Origin of the sequence: Streptococcus pseudopneumoniae (assembly GCF_001068775.1) — a bacterium.
Classification (GTDB): Bacteria; Bacillota; Bacilli; order Lactobacillales; family Streptococcaceae; genus Streptococcus; species Streptococcus pseudopneumoniae_N.
In genome coordinates, this window is sequence record NZ_JWAJ01000099.1 from 55,704 (window position 1) to 75,380 (window position 19,677).

General features: G+C 37.4%; 13 protein-coding genes and 1 pseudogene. 13 read left to right on the forward strand and 1 reads right to left on the reverse strand.

Annotated elements, in window-relative coordinates:
• Positions 1-57 precede the first annotated feature (57 nt).
• Positions 58-867 (reverse strand): Cof-type HAD-IIB family hydrolase, encoded by an 810-nt coding sequence (locus ADF68_RS05530; RefSeq protein WP_049548954.1) that lies wholly within the window; start codon positions 865-867, stop codon positions 58-60.
• Between the two features lie 190 nt (positions 868-1,057).
• Between ADF68_RS05530 and ADF68_RS11220 the strand changes: the two are divergent.
• From ADF68_RS11220 to ADF68_RS05595, 13 genes and pseudogenes are all read left to right on the forward strand, one after another.
• Positions 1,058-1,730, forward strand: a pseudogene (locus tag ADF68_RS11220) (CPBP family intramembrane glutamic endopeptidase).
• A 132-nt stretch (positions 1,731-1,862) separates the two neighbouring features.
• On the forward strand, positions 1,863-5,114 hold the full coding sequence (gene rexB / locus ADF68_RS05540; protein WP_049548968.1) for an ATP-dependent nuclease subunit B: 3,252 nt from the start codon (positions 1,863-1,865) through the stop codon (positions 5,112-5,114).
• Positions 5,111-8,758, forward strand: a complete 3,648-nt coding sequence (gene addA, locus ADF68_RS05545; protein WP_049548955.1) for a helicase-exonuclease AddAB subunit AddA — start codon at positions 5,111-5,113, stop codon at positions 8,756-8,758. Before rexB ends, addA begins: the two co-directional genes overlap by 4 nt.
• A gap of 16 nt (positions 8,759-8,774) precedes the next feature.
• The gene (locus ADF68_RS05550; RefSeq protein WP_049548956.1) at positions 8,775-9,953 is read left to right on the forward strand and encodes a hypothetical protein; all 1,179 of its coding nucleotides are present in this window, start codon (positions 8,775-8,777) and stop codon (positions 9,951-9,953) included.
• A gap of 128 nt (positions 9,954-10,081) precedes the next feature.
• Entirely contained in the window at positions 10,082-10,579 is a 498-nt protein-coding gene (locus ADF68_RS05555) for a YkgJ family cysteine cluster protein (RefSeq protein WP_049509707.1), read from the forward strand.
• Between the two features lie 223 nt (positions 10,580-10,802).
• On the forward strand, positions 10,803-11,846 hold the full coding sequence (locus ADF68_RS05560; protein ID WP_049548957.1) for a bifunctional glycosyltransferase family 2/GtrA family protein: 1,044 nt from the start codon (positions 10,803-10,805) through the stop codon (positions 11,844-11,846).
• Positions 11,843-12,754: a phosphodiester glycosidase family protein gene (locus ADF68_RS05565; RefSeq protein WP_049548958.1), complete on the forward strand. Its 912-nt coding sequence runs from the start codon at positions 11,843-11,845 to the stop codon at positions 12,752-12,754. Before ADF68_RS05560 ends, ADF68_RS05565 begins: the two co-directional genes overlap by 4 nt.
• Positions 12,735-13,181, forward strand: a complete 447-nt coding sequence (locus tag ADF68_RS05570) for a hypothetical protein (RefSeq protein ID WP_049548969.1) — start codon at positions 12,735-12,737, stop codon at positions 13,179-13,181. Before ADF68_RS05565 ends, ADF68_RS05570 begins: the two co-directional genes overlap by 20 nt.
• A 214-nt stretch (positions 13,182-13,395) precedes the next feature.
• Positions 13,396-15,231 (forward strand): glucosaminidase domain-containing protein, encoded by a 1,836-nt coding sequence (locus ADF68_RS05575; protein WP_049548959.1) that lies wholly within the window; start codon positions 13,396-13,398, stop codon positions 15,229-15,231.
• A 76-nt stretch (positions 15,232-15,307) separates the two neighbouring features.
• On the forward strand, positions 15,308-15,640 hold the full coding sequence (gene imm40 / locus ADF68_RS05580; protein WP_049548960.1) for an Imm40 family immunity protein: 333 nt from the start codon (positions 15,308-15,310) through the stop codon (positions 15,638-15,640).
• A gap of 168 nt (positions 15,641-15,808) precedes the next feature.
• Positions 15,809-16,660 (forward strand): ribosome biogenesis GTPase YlqF, encoded by an 852-nt coding sequence (ylqF, locus tag ADF68_RS05585; RefSeq protein WP_049548961.1) that lies wholly within the window; start codon positions 15,809-15,811, stop codon positions 16,658-16,660.
• The gene (locus tag ADF68_RS05590) at positions 16,647-17,426 is read left to right on the forward strand and encodes a ribonuclease HII (RefSeq protein ID WP_049548962.1); all 780 of its coding nucleotides are present in this window, start codon (positions 16,647-16,649) and stop codon (positions 17,424-17,426) included. Before ylqF ends, ADF68_RS05590 begins: the two co-directional genes overlap by 14 nt.
• Before the next feature lie 15 nt (positions 17,427-17,441).
• Positions 17,442-18,992, forward strand: a complete 1,551-nt coding sequence (locus ADF68_RS05595) for a ClC family H(+)/Cl(-) exchange transporter (RefSeq protein ID WP_049548963.1) — start codon at positions 17,442-17,444, stop codon at positions 18,990-18,992.
• Positions 18,993-19,677 lie beyond the last annotated feature (685 nt).

Sequence of the window (19,677 nt, forward strand, 5' to 3'; positions counted from 1 at the left end):
TTTCTAAAAAATAAAAAGCCCAGTTGGCTAGAAACGCTAGTTGACTGGGCTTATTTTCTATAAAATATATTTCTCAATAGCGCGTGCAACACCGTCTTCTTCATTGCTAGAAGTTACAGCATCCGCAATAGATTTGACATAGTCGCTAGCATTTCCCATGGCAATCCCAAGCCCTGCAAACTCTAGCATCTCAATGTCGTTATTGGCATCACCCATTGCCATGATTTCAGAAGGTTGAATATCCAAAATCTTAGCCAAACGAGAAAGAGCAGAAGCTTTGGTTGTGCCAAGTGGCATGGCTTCGTAGATCACTGGTTGAGAACGAACACCGCTAAATCTTTGACAAAGCTCTTCAGAGAAACGTTGTTCAAAGTCATCTGTTTCTTCCTTTGTACCTAAGAACATACCTTGGAACATTCGATACTTCCCGCTAGTAGCTTCTTCCAGTGAGATTTCAGTCAGGTCAGAGAAAACAAGTGTAGCATCATATTGAACGATAGGATTTGGTTTACCTCCAAGAACGAAGTAGTGCTCTTCATCAAAGAGAGTTAATTGAACATCACTCTTTTCAGCAAGGTCATTCAGGTATTCAATGTCTGATTTGCTAAGTTCTCGCCAGTCAACCAGTCCCCAATCACTAGTTTGGTGGGTAGAACATCCATTGTTGACGATGACGTATTCATTTTGTAAATCAAGACCGAGTTTCTTGTAGTAAGGAAGAACTCCAAAGAGGGGACGACCTGTACAGAGAACCAGTTTGACACCTTTTTCGATAGCCTTATGAATGGCGTCAATATGAGCCTGAGGGATTTCCTTGGCTTCGTTAAGTAGAGTTCCATCCATATCTAGAGCAAGTAGTTTAATCATAGTATTTCCTTTTCTCGTCTTTTACCTATATTATAGCATATTTTGGAGGAAATAAGGATTACTATGTCAATTTAGGAGGTTTGGATGACAATTTAAGATTTGAAGAAGATAATTGGCAAATATATGCTATACTAAACTTGCAATGCAGTTGAGATTATAGAGATAATGAAGAAAAAGCAGAGGTCTTATCATGAAAAGAAGAGCAGTACAGATTTTACTAGCCTTTATTAGTAATCGTTTATAGGAAGACATGGTTTTGGTGGATTTTTAATCACTTTTCAGCTAGGTTTGTAGTTGCTAGTCGAGAGTATTTCATGATTCTTGCTTTTTTAGAGCTCAGCGTTACTTTTATAGCTATTCTTTATTTACTAGTATTCGAAGGTAGGAAAATTCTTGAGTTGAAGTGGAAATGGAGATATCCAGTTTATTTGATTCTTGCTTATGGAGTCAGTTATCTTTCAGGTATTGTGTTCTCCTTTTTAACCCCAGCAACGTCCAATCAAATCGCTTTAAATGAATTGATTGAGATGACAGGGCGACAAGAGTTACCTTATCTTTTACTTATTGTTTGTCTTCTAGGACCAATTACAGAAGAATTGGTATATCGAGGAGTTCTGATGAATACATTTCTGAAAGATTCACCATGGTATGGAGATGTTTTGCTATCAGCCTGTGTCTTTGGCTATGTGCATGTCAGTTCAGGTTTAACACCACTCGCCTTTTTCACCTATGCAAGTGGAGGAGCAATTTTAGCATTCCTCTACCGAAAAACTCATTCTCTCTATTACCCTATTTTACTTCATATCATGATCAACATTACTGCATTTTGGGAATTATGGGTACTCTTGTTTTCTGGTAGTTAATAACTATAAAAGGTCGGATTTTATTCCGACTTTTTTGATATGGGACAGGTTAAAATTAGGGCTTTATATCAATCTGTTTTGACTTAAAAAATGATATAATAAAAGGTAATGACAAAAACAAATGAGGCAGAGATGAAACTACTTTATACCGATATTCGGACTTCTTTGACAGAAATCCTAACCAAGGAGGCTCAAGGACTGGTAGCCCAAGGCAAACGAGTCTTTTATATCGCTCCTAACTCTCTTTCTTTTGAAAAGGAACGTGCCGTGCTGGAGTGCTTGAGTCAGCAGGCTTCTTTTGCTATTACAGTCACGCGCTTCGCCCAAATGGCTCGTTATCTGGTTTTAAATGATATTCCTGAGAGGTCAAGTCTCGATGATATCGGTCTTGGTATGGCTTTCTACAAATGTCTGTCCGAGATTGATCCGAAGGATTTACGTGTTTACGGAGCTATTAAGCAAGATTCGCAGTTCATCCAGCAACTGATTGAGATTTATCATGAAATTTCAACTGCAAAGATGAGTTTTTTGGACTTGGAAAGTTTGACAGATGCTGATAAACGCTCTGATTTACTCTTGATTTTTGAAAAGATAACAGCTTATTTAAATCAAGGTCAAGTTTCACAAGGAAGTTCATTATCCTATCTGATTGATGCTATCGAAGAAAACAAGGTAAGTAGTGATTTTAGTAAGATTGCTCTAATCATTGATGGTTTTACCCGTTTTTCTGCAGAAGAGGAGCACCTAGTGGATTTGCTTCATCGTAAGGGTGTTGAGATTATTATAGGCGTATATGCGACTAAGAAAGCCTATAATAGCCCTTTTAGTGAAGGGAACCTCTACCAAGCCAGTGTTGAGTTTTTACGTCATTTAGCTTTTAAATATCAGACCAAGGCAGAAGATGCATGTCAAGAACATGAAAAACAAGATGCCTTTGCTAAAGCGTCAAAACTTCTCGAAAGTGCCTATGATTTTTCTAAAATCAGCTTAGACGTGAATGACGAAGATAGAAAGGACTTGCAAATCTGGTCTTGTCTGACACAAAAAGAAGAGCTGGAGCTAGTTGCTCGTAGTATTCGCCAGAAATTGCACCAAAATCCAGAACTAAGCTACAAAAATTTTCGTATCTTATTAGGAGACGTAGAGTCTTATAAACTGTCCTTGCAGACAATTTTTAATCAATATCAGATCCCTTTCTATCTGGGTAAAAGTGAGTCTATGGCTCATCATCCTTTGACTCAATTTGTAGAATCCGTGGGACGTCTCAAACGATACAATTTCCGTCAGGAAGATTTGATTAATCTCCTACGCACTGGATTGTATACCGACCTTACTCAAGAGGAAATCGATAGCTTTGAACAATATATCCGCTATTTAGGTATTGATGGTCTTTCTAACTTTAAACAAGAATTTACAAAAAATCATCATGGAAAATTTGATTTAGAAAAATTAAATAAGCTTCGTGTTCGTGTTCTAGATCCATTAGAAACTTTATTAACCAGTCGTAAGCAAAAGACTGAAAATATTCTTACAAAGTGGAACAACTTTTTGAAGGATTCCTTTGTGACTAAGCAACTGCAAATCTTATCTGAAACAATGGAAGCGGCAGAACAAGAAAGACAAGAGGAGGTCTGGAAAGCATTTTGCCACGTAATGGAGCAATTTGCTACGGTATTTGAAGGTTCTCTGGTTACTTTAGATGATTTTTTGGCACTTCTTCATTCAGGGATGTCCTTATCAAATTACCGTACAATCCCAGCAACAGTAGATACTGTTCTGGTGCAAAGTTATGATTTGATTGCACCCTTGACATCTGATTATATCTATGCACTTGGCTTAACTCAAGATCACTTACCAAAAATTAGCCAAAATACTAGTCTTTTGAGCGATGAAGAAAGAGAAGTGCTAAACCAAGCAACTCAAGAAGGTTCACAATTACTGATTGCAAGTCAAGAGAATCTCAAGAAGAATCGCTATACCATGCTTTCTTTGGTCAATTCTGCTAGGAAGGAATTGGTATTATCAGCACCAAGTTTACTCAATGAAAATGAGAGTAAAGAGTCAGTTTATCTGAAAGAATTGCAGGATTTTGGTTTTAGCAAGATTGAAAAGAGAATCGATCGAAAAAACCTATCAAAGGATGATATTGGTTCTTATCACAGTCTTTTGTCTAGTCTTGTTGCTTATCACCAGCAAGGTGAGATGGAAACAAGTGAGCAAGACTTAACCTTTGTCAAAGTTTTAGCCCGTGTTATGGGTAAAAAGTTGGAGGGTAAAGGTCTGGATAATCCAGTTCTGCCTACAAGTCCACGAAGTAAGACTTTAGCAGCAGATACTTTAGATGCCTTGTATCCTCAAGGTCAGGATTTCTATCTATCAACTTCTGGATTAACAGAGTTTTATCGTAATGAATATAGCTATTACCTTCGTTATGTCTTAGGGTTGCAGGAAGAATTGCGTCTTAAACCGGATGCAAGAAGTCACGGGAATTTCTTGCATCGTATTTTTGAGCGGGCATTGAAAATGCCGAGCGATGAATCCTTTGATCGACGTTTAGAGCAAGCAATCTCTGAAACCAGTCAAGAGCGAGAATTTCAAGCGATTTATCAAGAAAGTTTGGAAGCCCAATTAATCAAGGAAGTTCTTTTGGATGTTGCTCGTGCAACTGGGCACATTCTTCGTCACAATTCTGAAATTGAAACAATTCAGGAAGAAGCAGTCTTTGGTGGTAAGGAACAAGCTTTTGTTCAGTTAGAAAACGGCAGAAATGTCTATGTCCGTGGTAAAGTCGACCGTATAGATCGCTTAAAGACAAGTGATGCTATTGGTGTTGTTGATTACAAATCCTCTCTAACTCAGTTTAACTTCCCTCTCTTTTATAACGGCCTTAATTCACAATTACCAACCTATCTAGCTGCTCTTAAGAAAGAAGGAAATACCGACTTCTTTGGTGCTATGTATTTAGAGATGGCTGAGCCAGTTCAGTCCTTACAAACTGTTAAAACTCTTTCAAAGGCTTTAGCAGAAACGACTAAGAGTATGAAATATCAAGGGCTATTTCTCGAAAAAGAGATAAAGAACCTTGGGGAACTTTACAATAAGAACAAGACCTATCAGTTGTCTGATGAGGAATTCCAGTTATTGCTGGACTATAACGCCCTTATCTATAAGAAAGCAGCAGAGAAGATTTTATCTGGTAGATTTGCTATCAATCCCTATACAGAAGACGGCAGAAGTATTGCCCCATATGTTCAACAATATCAAGCTATTACAGGTTTTGAAGCCAATTACCATCTAGGTCAGGCTAGATTGTTAGATAAGGTTGCTAAGAGCAATGCCAAGGAAGCATGGTTTAATAAAATCAGAGAGGAGTTGGAGCGATGAAATTTTTATCCCAAGAAGAGATTGAAGCCTTGCAAGTAGCAGAAGCTCAGTCTAACAAGAAACCCAAGAAAACAGCTGAGCAAATTCAAGCTATCTATAGTTCTGGTCAAAACATTCTTGTTTCAGCTTCAGCTGGCTCAGGGAAAACCTTTGTCATGGCTGAACGAATTCTTGACCAACTAGCGCGTGGTGTTGAGATTCGCCAACTCTTTATCTCAACCTTTACGGTAAAGGCAGCAACCGAGTTAAAAGAACGCTTGGAAAAGAAAATCAGCCAACAAATCCAAGAAACGAAAGATGTGGAACTAAAAAAACACCTCGGCAGACAATTAGCTGATTTACCAAACGCTGCGATCGGGACCATGGACTCTTTTACTCAGAAGTTCCTAACCAAACATGGCTATCTTCTCGACCTTGCACCAAACTTCCGCATTCTTCAGAATGAAAGTGAGCAACTCCTCTTAAAAAACGAAGTTTTTCGGCAGGTTTTTGAAAAACACTACCAAGGTAAAGAACAAGAACAGTTTAGTCAGCTGGTCAAGAACTTTGCAGGTAGAAGCAAGGATGCGCGTGGATTGCGTAAACAGGTCTACATGATTTATGACTTTTTGCAATCTACAAGTAATCCTCAGGCTTGGCTAGAAAATTCCTTTCTAAAAGGCTTTGAAGAGGCTGATTTTACAGTTTCCAAAGAAAAACTCGCAGATGCTATAAAAGAAAAACTTTGGGATTTAGAAAGTTTCTTCCGTTACCATTTAGAGAATGATGCCAAGGAATTTGGAAAAGCAGCCTACTTAGAATCTGTCCAACAAGTTCTTGATGAAATTGGAGCTTTAACCAACGAATCAACTTTTAATCAATATCAAGAAGTTCTAGAGCGAGTTGTAAGTATTTCTAAGGATAAGGGTGGCCGTGCTCTTACAAATGCTAGTCGCAAGGCTGAACTCCAAGCTCTAAAAGAAGCGTACAACCAAGAGAGAAAAGACAAGTTTGAAAAGCTGAACGCATTAAATGACCAAATTACTTTATTGAAATTCCAGGAAGAATATCATCAAGAGTCTTGGGACTTGGCTAAGACTTTCCAAGTTTTCATGAGAGATTTTGTTGTAGCTTATCGACAACGTAAACGTGAAGAAAACGCCTTTGAATTTGCGGATATTAGCCACTATACGATTGATATTTTGGAAAACTACCCTCAGGTTCGTCGAGAATACCAGGAACGCTTCCACGAAGTCATGGTCGATGAGTACCAAGATACCAACCACATCCAGGAAAGAATGCTGGAACTCCTCTCAAACGGTCATAATCGTTTTATGGTAGGAGATATTAAGCAGTCCATTTATCGTTTCAGACAAGCAGACCCACAGATTTTCAATGAAAAATTTCATAGCTTTGCTCAAGATGGCAAAGAAGCTCAGTTAATTCTGCTTAAAGAAAATTTCCGTAGTAGTTCAGAAGTTCTTAATGCTACTAATGACGTCTTTAAACATCTTATGGACGAGGAAGTTGGAGAGATTACTTATGATGGTATGCATCAACTTGTTTTCGGAAATACTGATTTAAAATCAAATCCAGAAAATACAGCAGAAGTCCTCTTGTATGATAAGAATGAAGATGGCGATACTGATGACGAAGAAAATCTTACAACCAACAAACTGACTGGCGAAATGCGGATGGTCATAAAGGAGATATTGCATCTTCATAATGATAAAGGTATTCCTTTCAAGGACATTGCTCTCTTGACTGCCAGCAGAAGTCGCAATGACCAGGTTTTACTTGCTTTGTCGGAATATGGGATACCAGTTAAAACTGATGGCGCTCAAAACAATTATTTGCAATCTTTAGAAGTGCAGGTTATGTTGGATACTCTTCGTGTCATCCATAATCCTCTTCAAGATTTCGCTTTAGTAGCTCTGATGAAGTCTCCAATGTTTAGTTTTGACGAGGATGAATTGGCTCGATTAGCCCTTCAGAAATCTGAGGATAAGGTTCAAGAAAACTTTTATGAGAAACTAGTCAATGCTCAAGCACAAACTAGCCTCCATAAGGATTTAATCAAGTCTGAATTACTTAAAAAGTTAGACTTGTTCATGGAAACTATTGATGCTTGGCGTTTGTTCTCAAAAACTCATTCGCTTTATGACCTCGTTTGGAAAATCTATAGCGAACGTTTCTACTATGATTATGTTGGTGCTTTGCCAAATGGACAGGCCAGACAGGCAAATCTCTACGCCCTTGCCCTAAGAGCCGATCAGTTTGAAAAGAGTAATTTTAAAGGCTTATCACGTTTCATAACTATGATTGATCAAGTCTTGGAAGCTCAGCATGATATTGCCAATGTCGCTGTGGCACCACCTAAGGATGCCGTGGAGCTTATGAGTATTCATAAGAGTAAGGGGCTTGAGTTCCCATATGTCTTTATCCTTAATATTGATCAGCAATTTAACAAGCAAGATTCCATGTCTGAAGTTATCCTAAGTCGTAAAAATGGCCTTGGGCTTAAGTATATTGCTAGAGTAGCTACAAATGCCAAAGAGGAATATGTTCCATCTACGATTAAGTTATCGATTCCAAGCTTGACTTATACTCAAAATGAGGAAGAGCTACAATTAGCAAGTTATTCTGAACTCATGCGTCTGCTTTATGTAGCCATGACGCGAGCTGAGGAAAAACTCTATCTAGTTGGAAAGGGATCACGAGAAAAGTTGGAGTCTAAAGAATATCCGACAAATGGAAAAGGTCTTTTGACTCGAGAAACTAGACTAGATGCTACTAATTTCCAAGATTGGATTTGGGCCATTTACCAAGCATTTACGAAAGAGGATTTGCACTTCACTGTACGTTTTGAGGGTGAAGAAGACTTAACCAAGGAAGTAATCGGAGTCTTGGAAAATAAAAGCCAGCTTCAAGATCAATCCCAAGCAGATAACCGTCAATCTGATACCATTAAGGAAGCTTTAGAAATGCTGAAAGAAGTGGAAGTCTATAATCAAGTCCACCGAGCAGCAATTAATCTTCCAAGTGTTCAAACGCCAAGTCAGATTAAAAAATTCTATGAACCCGTCATGGATATGGAAGGCGTAGTAGTGGCTGGTCAAAGTCAACTAAAAGAAAGCACTGTTCAATTCAAGCTTCCTGATTTCTCTAAAACTAAGAAAGTTACTGGCGCTGAAATTGGCAGTGCTACCCATGAACTCATGCAACGAATCAATCTCGATAAAAAACCTACATTGGAAATCTTGACAGAAGCTCTGGAGCAAGTTCAAGTAAGTTCGGATGTCAAATCCAAAATCAATCTAGGAAAAATTTTGTCCTTCTTTGATACAGCTCTAGGTCAAGAGATTCTTGCAAATCAAGATAAACTCTATCGAGAACAGCCTTTCTCAATGTTAAAAAGAGACGAGAAAAGTCAAGAAAACTTTGTTGTCCGTGGAATCTTAGATGGGTATCTCCTCTACAATGATAAGATTGCTCTCTTTGACTACAAGACAGACCGTTATGAGCATGCTAGTCAGCTTGTTGAACGCTATCGAGGACAATTAGATCTCTATGCAGAGGCTCTATCTCGCTCTTATCAGATAGAAACAGTTGAGAAATATTTGATTCTACTTGGTAAAGACCAAGTAGAAGTCGTTAAACTCTAAAAAGAAAGGAGACCTCATGTCCATTCCTGTTAGAAAAAACTTATATGATGCAGTTTTAGAGGCATCTAAAGCCGATACTTGGGAACAAGCTACCAAAGAATGGAGTGAAGTTTCCTTGATTTTTAATGGAATCGGTCGAAGCAATTGTGTCTGCGGTAATGCTATTAAGTATGCTTATGAACTTTTTAACGGAGTTACTGGCAAACGTCTCTTTCCCATTGGGAGTGACTGTGTGCGTCATTTCCAAAGAATTAGCCTAGATCAACAGCTAGAAGAGGAGGAAAAACTTCTCAGAAAGCTTGAAAATCTAACAAGAAAGGCCCAGAAAAAAGAAGCCATTCGAGTTAATAAAACAGATTTTGATGAGCGACTGATCAACTGGCTATGGGAAAAGGGAGCTTTTAAGTCAAATCGAGGTAATCAATTCTCACCAGAAAAGGATTATCAACTCTTTTTGGAGGTATTTCAAGGTGGAAGTTGGACTAAGGCAGAGCCTTTGAAGAAAGCTCGTATGGAAGAAGTCCTTGAGAAATTTATCAAACCCTTTCTACTTGGAAAATCTGACGATCAACTCTATCTAGTTAAACTAGGAAAAGAAAAAATTGACTATGAGCAAGAACTTCGCATCAAAGCTGAAAAGGAACGAAAGAAGCGAGACAAGATTGCAAAACAATATGCGGATAATCTAGTTCTAGCAATGGGACCAGCTGAACGTGCTTATCAAGATTACTTTGGACTGAGCGAAACACTGACACTAGAAGAGCGCCAGTGGGAAAAGATTCTCTTCGGTAAAAATCGTGCAGAACGTTCTTTAAAATCAAAACAGTACCAAAGAGAACTCGAAAAGGATCAACGCATTGCTAGTCAAGATCCTCTTGAAAGAAAACAAAAGCAAGTCTGGTTGCTTAACTCTTATTTTAAGGATATACCCGAAGAAAAAGCTCGCTTTTCCCGACTTCTAATCATGTATCGAAAAACTGGAGAAATTCCATTTTCAACTGACTATCTCTCTAACACTTTGTTTGACTTTTTCTACAAAATGAAGGCTTTTGAATTTGAAATAGCACCTGATCAGGTACGTGATTTTCTAAAGGAATGTTTAGATGCGGAGAATCTATCGTCCGCACAAAAATCTTGGATAGAAGGCATTTTAACCAACTGCATCAAACCTTTTTTAGAAAGAATGATAGTATAGCGGTAGTTTTCGTCCTGAATGGATAGACTCATGTTTATTAAAATTATGTCTTAAAGCAATTATACATAATTTATTTTATGTATAAACTTAAAGTATTTGTATCAACATTAAAAAAATAGAAAGAAACTATGTCAAAAGAAATCGATATCGAATATTATCACCAACTAGCCTTGCAAAAACAAAAAGAGCATCGGAAGTTTTTAGGAAATCTGAAAAAGAAAGCACCTAAAAATTTGGATAAAATTGCCCTTGAAATCCATCAAGAAGTTTTTACTGAAATTGATTGTACAGCCTGCGCTAACTGTTGCAAGAGTCTTGGTCCAGACTTCAAAGAAGCAGATATCACACGTATCGCAAAATACTTTAAAATGAAATTGCCAGCCTTTGAAGCTGAGTTTTTGCAAGTAGATGAAGACGGTGATAAAGTCTTTAAGTCAATGCCTTGTCCCTTCTTAGGAGGCGATAATCTTTGTTCAATCTACGACGTCCGTCCCAAAGCCTGTCGTGAATTTCCACATACTGACCGTAAGAAGATTTACCAAATCAATAATCTTACTATTAAAAATACCTTAACTTGTCCAGCAGCCTATCTCTTTGTTGAAAGATTAAGAGAGAAGATAGATTAAGTACTCTCGTTTTGTGATAAGATTCATCCTCAAATACAGTTACTGTTTGGGGATTTTTGTATATTTATTTTTATCTGAAAATTCAAAATATATTTTTCATTAATTGATAAGTCCTTTATTAAGCTTAAAGTTTTTTAAACCGAATCTTAAAGAAAACTGATATAAGGTATCTTTAAGCGATGTTCTGTATAGTTATACCATCATCAAAGAAAGAGGTATCGATATGAACTACATAGTCATTCCAGCTTATCAACCAGATAATAAACTTATCAAACTTATCGAAAAAATTCACGAAAAGAGTGATTTTCATATCTTAGTCATAGACGACGGCAGTTCATCAAAGTGCCAAAAAATCTTTGATAAAGCAAAACAATTTGCTACTGTCATTCGTCACCAAGTGAACCAAGGTAAAGGGCAGGCTCTAAAAACAGCCTTTACTTATATCCAAGAACAAAACATTTATGGTACGGTTGTCACAGCAGATGCGGATGGACAGCACAAGGTATGGGATATTTTCCGCACGGCTAATAAAGCTTCCGAAAATCCAAACAAGCTAATCTTGGGTGTACGTGCCTTTTCTGGAAAAGTTCCCCTTCGTAGCCGTTTTGGTAACAGCTTAACCAAAGCTCTCTTTAAGCTTCAAACAGGAGTAGGAGTAACAGATACGCAGACAGGTCTTCGTGCTTTTACTACAAACTTGATACCGTTTATGCTTAAGATTGAAGGCCAACGTTACGAATATGAAATGAACATGTTGCTCGAAGCAACGAAAGAATACGAGATTTTAGAAGTTCCTATTGAAACTGTCTATATTAATGACAATGAGGCTTCACACTTCCGCCCAATCCAAGACGGACTCATGATTTATAAAAATATCTTTAAATTTGCCTTATCATCTCTCAGTAGCTTTGTTGTAGACTATGTCGTTTACGCCCTAGCAATTTTGATTTTGCCGACAGTTCCTACGAGTCTACGAATTTTTCTAGCAAACGGAGTCGCTCGTGTAACTAGCTCTATTTTCAACTATTCTACAAATAAAAAACTAGTCTTTAAAAATGACGATAGCCTTGTAAAAACAGGTATGGGGTACTTTGGTCTAGCAGTCGGACTCTTTGTCTTAGACACGCTACTGATTCGTCTCTTCTTTACAGTCTTTGGAATCAACCTTCTGATTGCCAAAGTTATCGTCGGCATCCTTCTCTTCGCTGTCTCTTGGACAGTGCAGAAGAAATTCATCTTTAAGGAAAGGACATCAACTGTATTATGAAATTTTTAAAGAAACGCTATGCTTACGCCTCAGTTCTTGGCCTACTCTTGACAGGATCCTTTAGTTACTCCATGCTAAAGACCTTTGTCCTCGCTGAAACGATCTCGACAGTTGCCACAACTAGCACAAGTTCCAATGCTGCAGCAGCAAGTCAAGCTGCTAAGACAGCTACTGTCACTGACTCTAGTTATAAAGATGACAATATTTCCGTCAATTTGTCTGAAACGACGGTCAATAATACACAAGTTTACGTTGCTGATATTACTCTGAGCTCATCAGATTATCTGAAAACTGCCTTTGCTCAAAATGCTTATGGAACTAATGTAACTGCAAAAACCTCTGTAACCGCAGCTGACAACAATGCCATTTTAGCAGTAAACGGGGACTACTATGGTGCTAACTCTACAGGTTATGTTATCCGTAATGGCGTTGTCTATCGTGATACTGTTCGTGAAGATTCTAGTAATGGCGACTTAGCTATTTATAAAGACGGCTCTTTCAAGGTTATTTACGAAGATCAGATCTCAGCTGAGCAACTAGTAAATGACGGTGTCGTCAATCTCTTGGCTTTTGGACCAGCTTTGGTCGAAAATGGTGAAATTGCAGTTGATACCAATACAGAAGTAGGACAAGCAATGGCTTCAAATCCTCGTACAGCTATTGGTATGATCGATGAAAACCACTATATCATCGTTGTTTCAGATGGACGTACATCAGAAAGTGAAGGTCTCTCTCTTTATCAGCTAGCTGAAGTCATGAAATCTTATGGTGCAAAGACTGCCTACAATCTTGATGGCGGTGGATCATCTACACTTTATTTCAACGGTCAGGTTATCAATAAACCAACGACTGGTGGAAACAAAATTTCAGAAAGGGCGGTGAGTGACATTGTCTACATCGGTTACTAATTTTGGCAAAAAACGGTTTAAAAAAACAGTCATTTCTTATACACTAATCACTATTTTCTTCTTTGCATTTTCTAGAATTTATGAAGCTTTTAGTTTTGGAGAAACTTCTGTTCATATGCACTATTTATTTGCAGCACCTCTTGTAGGGGGGATTCTACTAGCAATCTTTCTCAAGGTTCTCCCTCATTTCTCTCGTATTAGTCTAAATCTATGGAATTCGGCAGTAGCGATTATTACAGCGGGTACACTTTTCCGAGGAATTGTCAATCTTTCAGGACGCTCTACAACCTTGGATACACCCTACTGGTATGTTGGGATCGGTTTTGCAATACTAGCAATCATTACTATTTTCATCAATCCAAACCTTTGGAAGAATTCTACTAAAGCAACCAAAACAAATCGCAAAGAAGTCTATGGTCAGGCATAATGTTATAAAAAAGTAGTCGTTCAGCTGATGTTCGACTACTTTTTATTGACTTTTATTTCTAAAATATTTTAAAAATATTACAAGTTCTTTTCTTCTGAAAGATACTACTTTTATATTTAACAGAATATTGTATAATATAGTGGATAATTACTGTTTTTTACACAATATATAGAAACATCAAATCCACTATTTAGGTATTTGTAAGGAGAAAAGAATGAAAAAAATATTGCTGGCAAGTACAGTTGCCCTCTCTATGGCAGGTTTTGCAAAAACGACCGTCTATGCCGAGGATTCTCAAGCTACCAATAATGTTCAATCATCAGAAAAGATTGCTACGAATACAGTAAGCAATGAAAAGAAAAATCAAAGCGAAGCTGAAAAAGCAACTTCTCAAACTCCAGAGACCAAAGAACAACCTTCAAAAGAAACAGTAGTAGAGGTAGTCAACAAAGAAGGTTGGCAAAAAGAAAATAACCAATGGCGTTATTATGAGAATAATCAACCAGTTTCGAATTGGAAAAAAATAGCTGGTGTTTGGTACTATTTCAATCAAGATGGTATCATGCTTAGTAGCACTATCTTTAATGATTATCTATTGAATAATAGCGGTGCTATGGCAGAATCTTCTTGGGTAAAAATTGACAACCAATGGTATTATGCCACTGAGAACGGGAAAGTTACTCGTAATACTTGGAAAAAGATAGCTGGTGTTTGGTACCGATTTGATGAATCTGGCACAATGTTAAGCAATACTATTTATAATGATTATCTTCTCAAAAGTAGTGGTGCTATGGCAGAAAATGCCTGGATAAAACTCGAAGATAAGTGGTATTATGCTACAGCATCAGGAAAAATTATTCGCGACAAGTGGGAGAAAATCAGTGGTTCATGGTACTATTTTAATAAGGATGGCGCCATGTTAAGTAGCCAATGGAAAGAGAAATACTATCTAAAAGATAGTGGAGCTATGGCTAAAAGTGAATGGATTTTCGATGAAAAATACAAGAGCTGGTTCTACCTCAAGTCGGACGGCATCTATGCTGAAACTCAATGGGTAGGTTCTTACTATCTCAAATCTTTTGGTTATATGGCCAAAAATGAATGGATTTTCGATAAGGACTATAATGCTTGGTTTTACTTAAAAGAAGACGGAGCTTATGTAACTGGTAACTTTACCATTAATGGAAAAGACTATACTTTCCAAAGTAACGGAAAATGGATTTCTGATACGGCAGCATACTATAAAGTAAAACCTATTACAGCAAATGTATATAGCGCTTCTGGTAAAAAGCTCAGTTATATTTCGCAAGGAAGTATTGTATCGATTGATGGAACTGAAGCCAAAGACAGTCGCCTTCCAGTTAAAATTTCTGGCCTTTCAGGGTATATGAACAAGAGTGATCTAGTAGCAGTCAGCTCAGATAGTGACTTCATTCCTCACTATACTACGGATGGTAATTATCTTTACCATGAGTTATCACCTTACGCAAGTATTCGTGTAGCACCTCATAGTTCATCAATGGCAATTGGTAAAAAATACTATTCAGCTGATGGCATGAACTTTGAAAACTTTACAGTTGAAAATCCTTTCTTATTTAGAGATTTAAGAAAACCAACCAATTACACAGCTGAAGAATTAGATAAAGTCTATTCTCTTATGAATATCAAAGGAAGTCGTCTGGCAGGTAAGGGAGCAATCTTTAAAGAAGCTGAAGAACGTTATCAGATCAACGCTCTCTATCTAATCGCCCATAGTGCCATAGAAAGTTCATGGGGACGCAGTAAAATTGCCAAGGATAAGAATAACTTCTTCGGCATTGCAGCCTATGATACAACACCATATGATTCAGCAAAAAGCTTTGACGATGTTGATAAGGGTATCTTAGGTGCAGCCAAGTGGATCCGCGAAAATTACATCGATAATGGCAGAACATACCTTGGAAATAAAGCGTCAGGGATGAATGTTCTTTATGCATCGGATCCATACTGGGGAGAAAAAATTGCAAGTATCATGATGAGAATCAACAGTCAGCTAGGTGAAAAAGATTAAGAATCATTAAAATCGATAACGACTGCAAAGTGGTTATCGATTTTGCTTATCAAGAGAAACTTGAGAAATGAACTTTATGAAGCAGAATTTTGAGAATACAAATAAAAGAGGAATTGAATTACGTGACTCAGGGATTGATGCATACGCTTATGATTATTCAGCAATCCCAGACTTACTTGATAATCTCAAAGCCAATAATCAAATTATACTAGGTGGGGATGTTTTTTGCTACAAGAATGGCCAATTGAAACATACTTATGATCATTGGTATTACGAGAAACAAGATCCAACCATTGATAGCAGTAAATCCATTTTTCAAACAGAAAAATATATCAGCAACTATGTTAAAGATCATGGTGAACACTATTATTTTTCAATTGTTTTAGACAATGAGGAATTTAATTTGTGACTGATTGACTTAGAAAACATTTTACAATCGGCATTGAATCAAGCGTCAAATATGAGAAATCATGTTATAATAAAAGATAGTGATTTATTTTTAGAAAAAGGATATCTATTTAATTTTTAAATATGAAAGAATAGATACAAATCCAATAAAAGAAAGGAATTTTACAGAATGGCAACTATTCAATGGTTTCCTGGACATATGTCCAAGGCGCGTCGTCAGGTCCAGGAAAATTTAAAATTTGTTGATTTTGTGACAGTTTTAGTAGATGCACGTTTGCCCTTGTCTAGTCAAAATCCAATGCTGACTAAAATTGTAGGAGATAAACCAAGGCTCCTGATTTTAAACAAGGCAGATCTGGCAGACCCAGTTCAAACGAAAGAATGGCGTCAGCACTTTGAATCACAAGGCATTCAAACACTGGCAATCAATTCTAAAGAACAAATAACAGTAAAAGTCGTGACCGATGCTGCTAAGAAACTTATGGCAGATAAGATTGCTCGTCAAAGAGAACGTGGTATCCAAATTGAAACCTTGCGTACCATGATTATCGGTATTCCAAATGCTGGGAAATCTACTCTTATGAACCGTTTAGCTGGTAAGAAAATTGCTGTTGTTGGTAATAAACCAGGTGTCACCAAGGGCCAACAATGGCTTAAGACGAATAAGGATCTAGAAATCTTAGATACTCCAGGGATTCTCTGGCCAAAATTTGAAGATGAAACTGTCGCCCTTAAACTTGCTCTTACCGGAGCGATCAAGGATCAATTGCTTCCAATGGATGAAGTGACGATCTTCGGGCTTAATTACTTTAAAACACATTACCCTGATAAGCTTCAAGAACGTTTTAAACAAATGAATCTGGACGATGAAGCTCCTGAAATTATCATGGACATGACTCGTATCCTTGGTTTCCGTGATGATTATGATCGCTTTTACAATCTCTTCGTCAAAGAAGTTCGTGATGGAAAACTAGGTAACTATACATTAGATACATTGGAAGACCTCAATGGCAACGATTAAAGAAATAAAAGAAGAATTAGCAAAGATAACTGAACTTGAAAGTCCCTTGTTTAAGGAATTCGAAAAAGATTCTCGTTCAGGTGTCCAAAAAGAAATTCAAAAGCGGAAAAAAGCCCTTCAAGCTGAAATTGATGAAAATCTGCGCTTAGAAGGCATGTTAGCTTACGAAAAAGAGCTTTATGCACAAGGGATTAGCTTAATTGCAGGTGTAGATGAAGTTGGACGTGGTCCTTTAGCTGGACCTGTTGTTGCTGCAGCAGTCATTCTTCCCCAAAATTGTAAGATTAAAGGCTTAAATGACAGTAAGAAGATTCCTAAGAAAAAACACGAGGAGATTTTTCAGGCTGTCAAAGATAATTCCCTAGCAATCGGTATTGGGATTATGGACAATCAAGTCATTGATCAAGTCAATATCTACGAAGCGACGAAACTAGCCATGAAAGAAGCTATTTATCAGCTTGAGCCTCAACCAGAGCACCTCTTGATTGATGCTATGAAGTTGGACTTGCCGATTTCTCAGACATCCATCATCAAAGGAGATGCCAACTCCTTATCTATTGCAGCAGCATCGATTATAGCTAAAGTTACCAGAGATAAGATCATGGCTAACTATGACCAAGAATTTCCAGGCTATGATTTTGCTCAAAATGCTGGCTATGGAACTGCTAAGCATCTAGAAGGAATTGAAAAGCACGGTGTCACACCTATTCATCGCACCAGTTTTGAACCGATTAAAACGATCGTTTCAGAAACTAGTAAAAGATAATTAAAGGAGAGAATTATGGAGGAACAGTCGCAAATACTTAGTTCCAAGAAAGAATTTGCCTTCGCGTCCAGTACGATCTTAGCTCAAGTAGGGCGAGGTATTATTGTTGGATTAGTCGTAGGACTTATTGTAGGATCATTTCGATTTTTGATTGAAAAAGGCTTTCATATCGTTCAAGGATTTTATCAAGACCAAGAGAATCTGATACGGAATCTATTGATCATTTTATTGTTTTATATCCTCATTTGCTTACTTAGTGCCAAATTAACACGTTCAGAAAAAGATATCAAAGGTTCTGGTATTCCTCAAGTTGAAGCGGAGTTAAAAGGTCTCATGTCTCTCAACTGGTGGAGTGTCCTCTGGAAGAAATACATTCTAGGTATCTTGGCCATTGCGAGTGGGCTCATGCTCGGTCGTGAAGGTCCCAGTATTCAGCTAGGTGCCGCTGGAGGAAAAGGAATTGCTAAATGGCTCAAGTCTAGCCCTGTTGAGGAGCGTTCTTTGATTGCTAGCGGAGCTGCTGCTGGACTTGCTGCAGCCTTTAATGCACCGATTGCGGGGTTATTATTTGTAGTAGAAGAAGTCTATCACCATTTTTCACGATTTTTCTGGGTTTCTACCTTGGCTGCTAGTCTTGTAGCAAACTTCGTTTCTCTTCTCATCTTTGGCTTAACACCTGTACTTGATATGCCGGACAATATCCCTCTCATGGACTTGAGCCAATATTGGATTTATCTGGTTATGGGAATTTTTCTAGGACTCTCAGGTTTTCTCTATGAAAAAGCCGTTCTTAACGTTGGAAAAGTATATGATTGGATTGGTCAAAAGATTCATCTGAATAAGGCCTATTATCCTATTCTAGCCTTTCTCCTTATCATTCCAGTAGGAATATTCCTGCCACAAATACTTGGTGGAGGAAATCAGGTTGTCTTATCCTTAACAGAACAGGATTTTAGTTTTCAAATTCTCTTGGCTTACTTTATTATTCGCTTTATCTGGAGTATGATCAGTTATGGTAGTGGACTGCCAGGTGGTATTTTCTTGCCAATTTTAGCTTTAGGATCCTTACTTGGTGCCCTGGTAGGTGTTATTTGTGTCAATCTTGGCCTCGTTACACAGCAGCAATTCCCTATCTTTGTGATTCTTGGAATGAGCGGGTATTTTGGGGCTATCTCAAAAGCACCTTTGACAGCTATGATTCTTGTGACGGAAATGGTTGGTGACATTCGCAATCTCATGCCTTTAGGGATGGTGACCCTAGTTGCCTATATTGTTATGGATCTGCTCAAAGGGACACCCGTCTATGAAGCCATGCTGGAGAAAATGCTACCTGAATCAGCAACTGATGATGGAGAAGTTACCCTAATTGAAATTCCAGTATCAGATAAAATAGCTGGTAAGCAAGTACATGAACTCAATTTACCTCATAACGTACTCATCACAACCCAAGTCCATAATGGCAAGAGCCAAACCGTTAACGGTTCAACCAGAATGTACCTCGGTGATATGATTCACCTAGTTATTCCAAAAAGTGAAATTGGGAAAGTAAAAGATTTGTTGTTGTAGGATTAGTTGTTTACATAACTTATATTATGTCTCGTATATAGTTGGTCTAAAATTAGTAATTAAAAAGATAGACCGAGTCATATGAATCAAAACTCGATTCCTAAATAATGGTATCGAGTTTTTATATTTTATTCTAATAAACTGTAGAAGCTTTAGAAATTTTTTAAGTCAATAAATTAATGATCAATAATTCACTTAGCGAATCTAGACGTTTTTTAGAATTGTATAGCTAAAACTATAAGTTTATGTACAATTGACTTAACATGAGCTAAACAATTGATACAACTGAATTAGAAGCATAAAGTACATTCTTTAAGGAGTGTACTTTATTTTTGTTTTGTACATTATTCTGGAGTGGTATTTTGTATGTTTTCTAGTACTTAATATCCTCTAATCTGAGAAATTAATTTGTACATTATTTTCAATGATAATCAATATATAATAAAAAAATTAAAGTTCAAATTCTGAAACTACTTTCACATATAAATAATTGAATATAAATTGCTGTAGACCTATAATAAAGATAGGGATAATAAGGATTCTTCCTAGAAAGGAGTATACTGTATCCTAAGGGTCAGTATTATTAATAGACTTCTTGCGAAACTAGAATCCTAGTTCACGATTGATAATGCCAGTAATCAAATTCATTCGTAATCCAAACCGTTTGCGTCGATTTCGATAGGTT

Bases quoted from the DNA above. Each gene is read 5' to 3' on its own strand.
- ADF68_RS05530 (WP_049548954.1), bottom strand. From the start codon at position 867: ATGATTAAACTACTTGCTCTAGATATGGATGGAACTCTACTTAACGAA.
- rexB (WP_049548968.1), top strand. From the start codon at position 1,863: ATGAAACTACTTTATACCGATATTCGGACTTCTTTGACAGAAATCCTA.
- addA (WP_049548955.1), top strand. From the start codon at position 5,111: ATGAAATTTTTATCCCAAGAAGAGATTGAAGCCTTGCAAGTAGCAGAA.
- ADF68_RS05550 (WP_049548956.1), top strand. From the start codon at position 8,775: ATGTCCATTCCTGTTAGAAAAAACTTATATGATGCAGTTTTAGAGGCA.
- ADF68_RS05555 (WP_049509707.1), top strand. From the start codon at position 10,082: ATGTCAAAAGAAATCGATATCGAATATTATCACCAACTAGCCTTGCAA.
- ADF68_RS05560 (WP_049548957.1), top strand. From the start codon at position 10,803: ATGAACTACATAGTCATTCCAGCTTATCAACCAGATAATAAACTTATC.
- ADF68_RS05565 (WP_049548958.1), top strand. From the start codon at position 11,843: ATGAAATTTTTAAAGAAACGCTATGCTTACGCCTCAGTTCTTGGCCTA.
- ADF68_RS05575 (WP_049548959.1), top strand. From the start codon at position 13,396: ATGAAAAAAATATTGCTGGCAAGTACAGTTGCCCTCTCTATGGCAGGT.
- imm40 (WP_049548960.1), top strand. From the start codon at position 15,308: ATGAAGCAGAATTTTGAGAATACAAATAAAAGAGGAATTGAATTACGT.
- ylqF (WP_049548961.1), top strand. From the start codon at position 15,809: ATGGCAACTATTCAATGGTTTCCTGGACATATGTCCAAGGCGCGTCGT.
- ADF68_RS05590 (WP_049548962.1), top strand. From the start codon at position 16,647: ATGGCAACGATTAAAGAAATAAAAGAAGAATTAGCAAAGATAACTGAA.
- ADF68_RS05595 (WP_049548963.1), top strand. From the start codon at position 17,442: ATGGAGGAACAGTCGCAAATACTTAGTTCCAAGAAAGAATTTGCCTTC.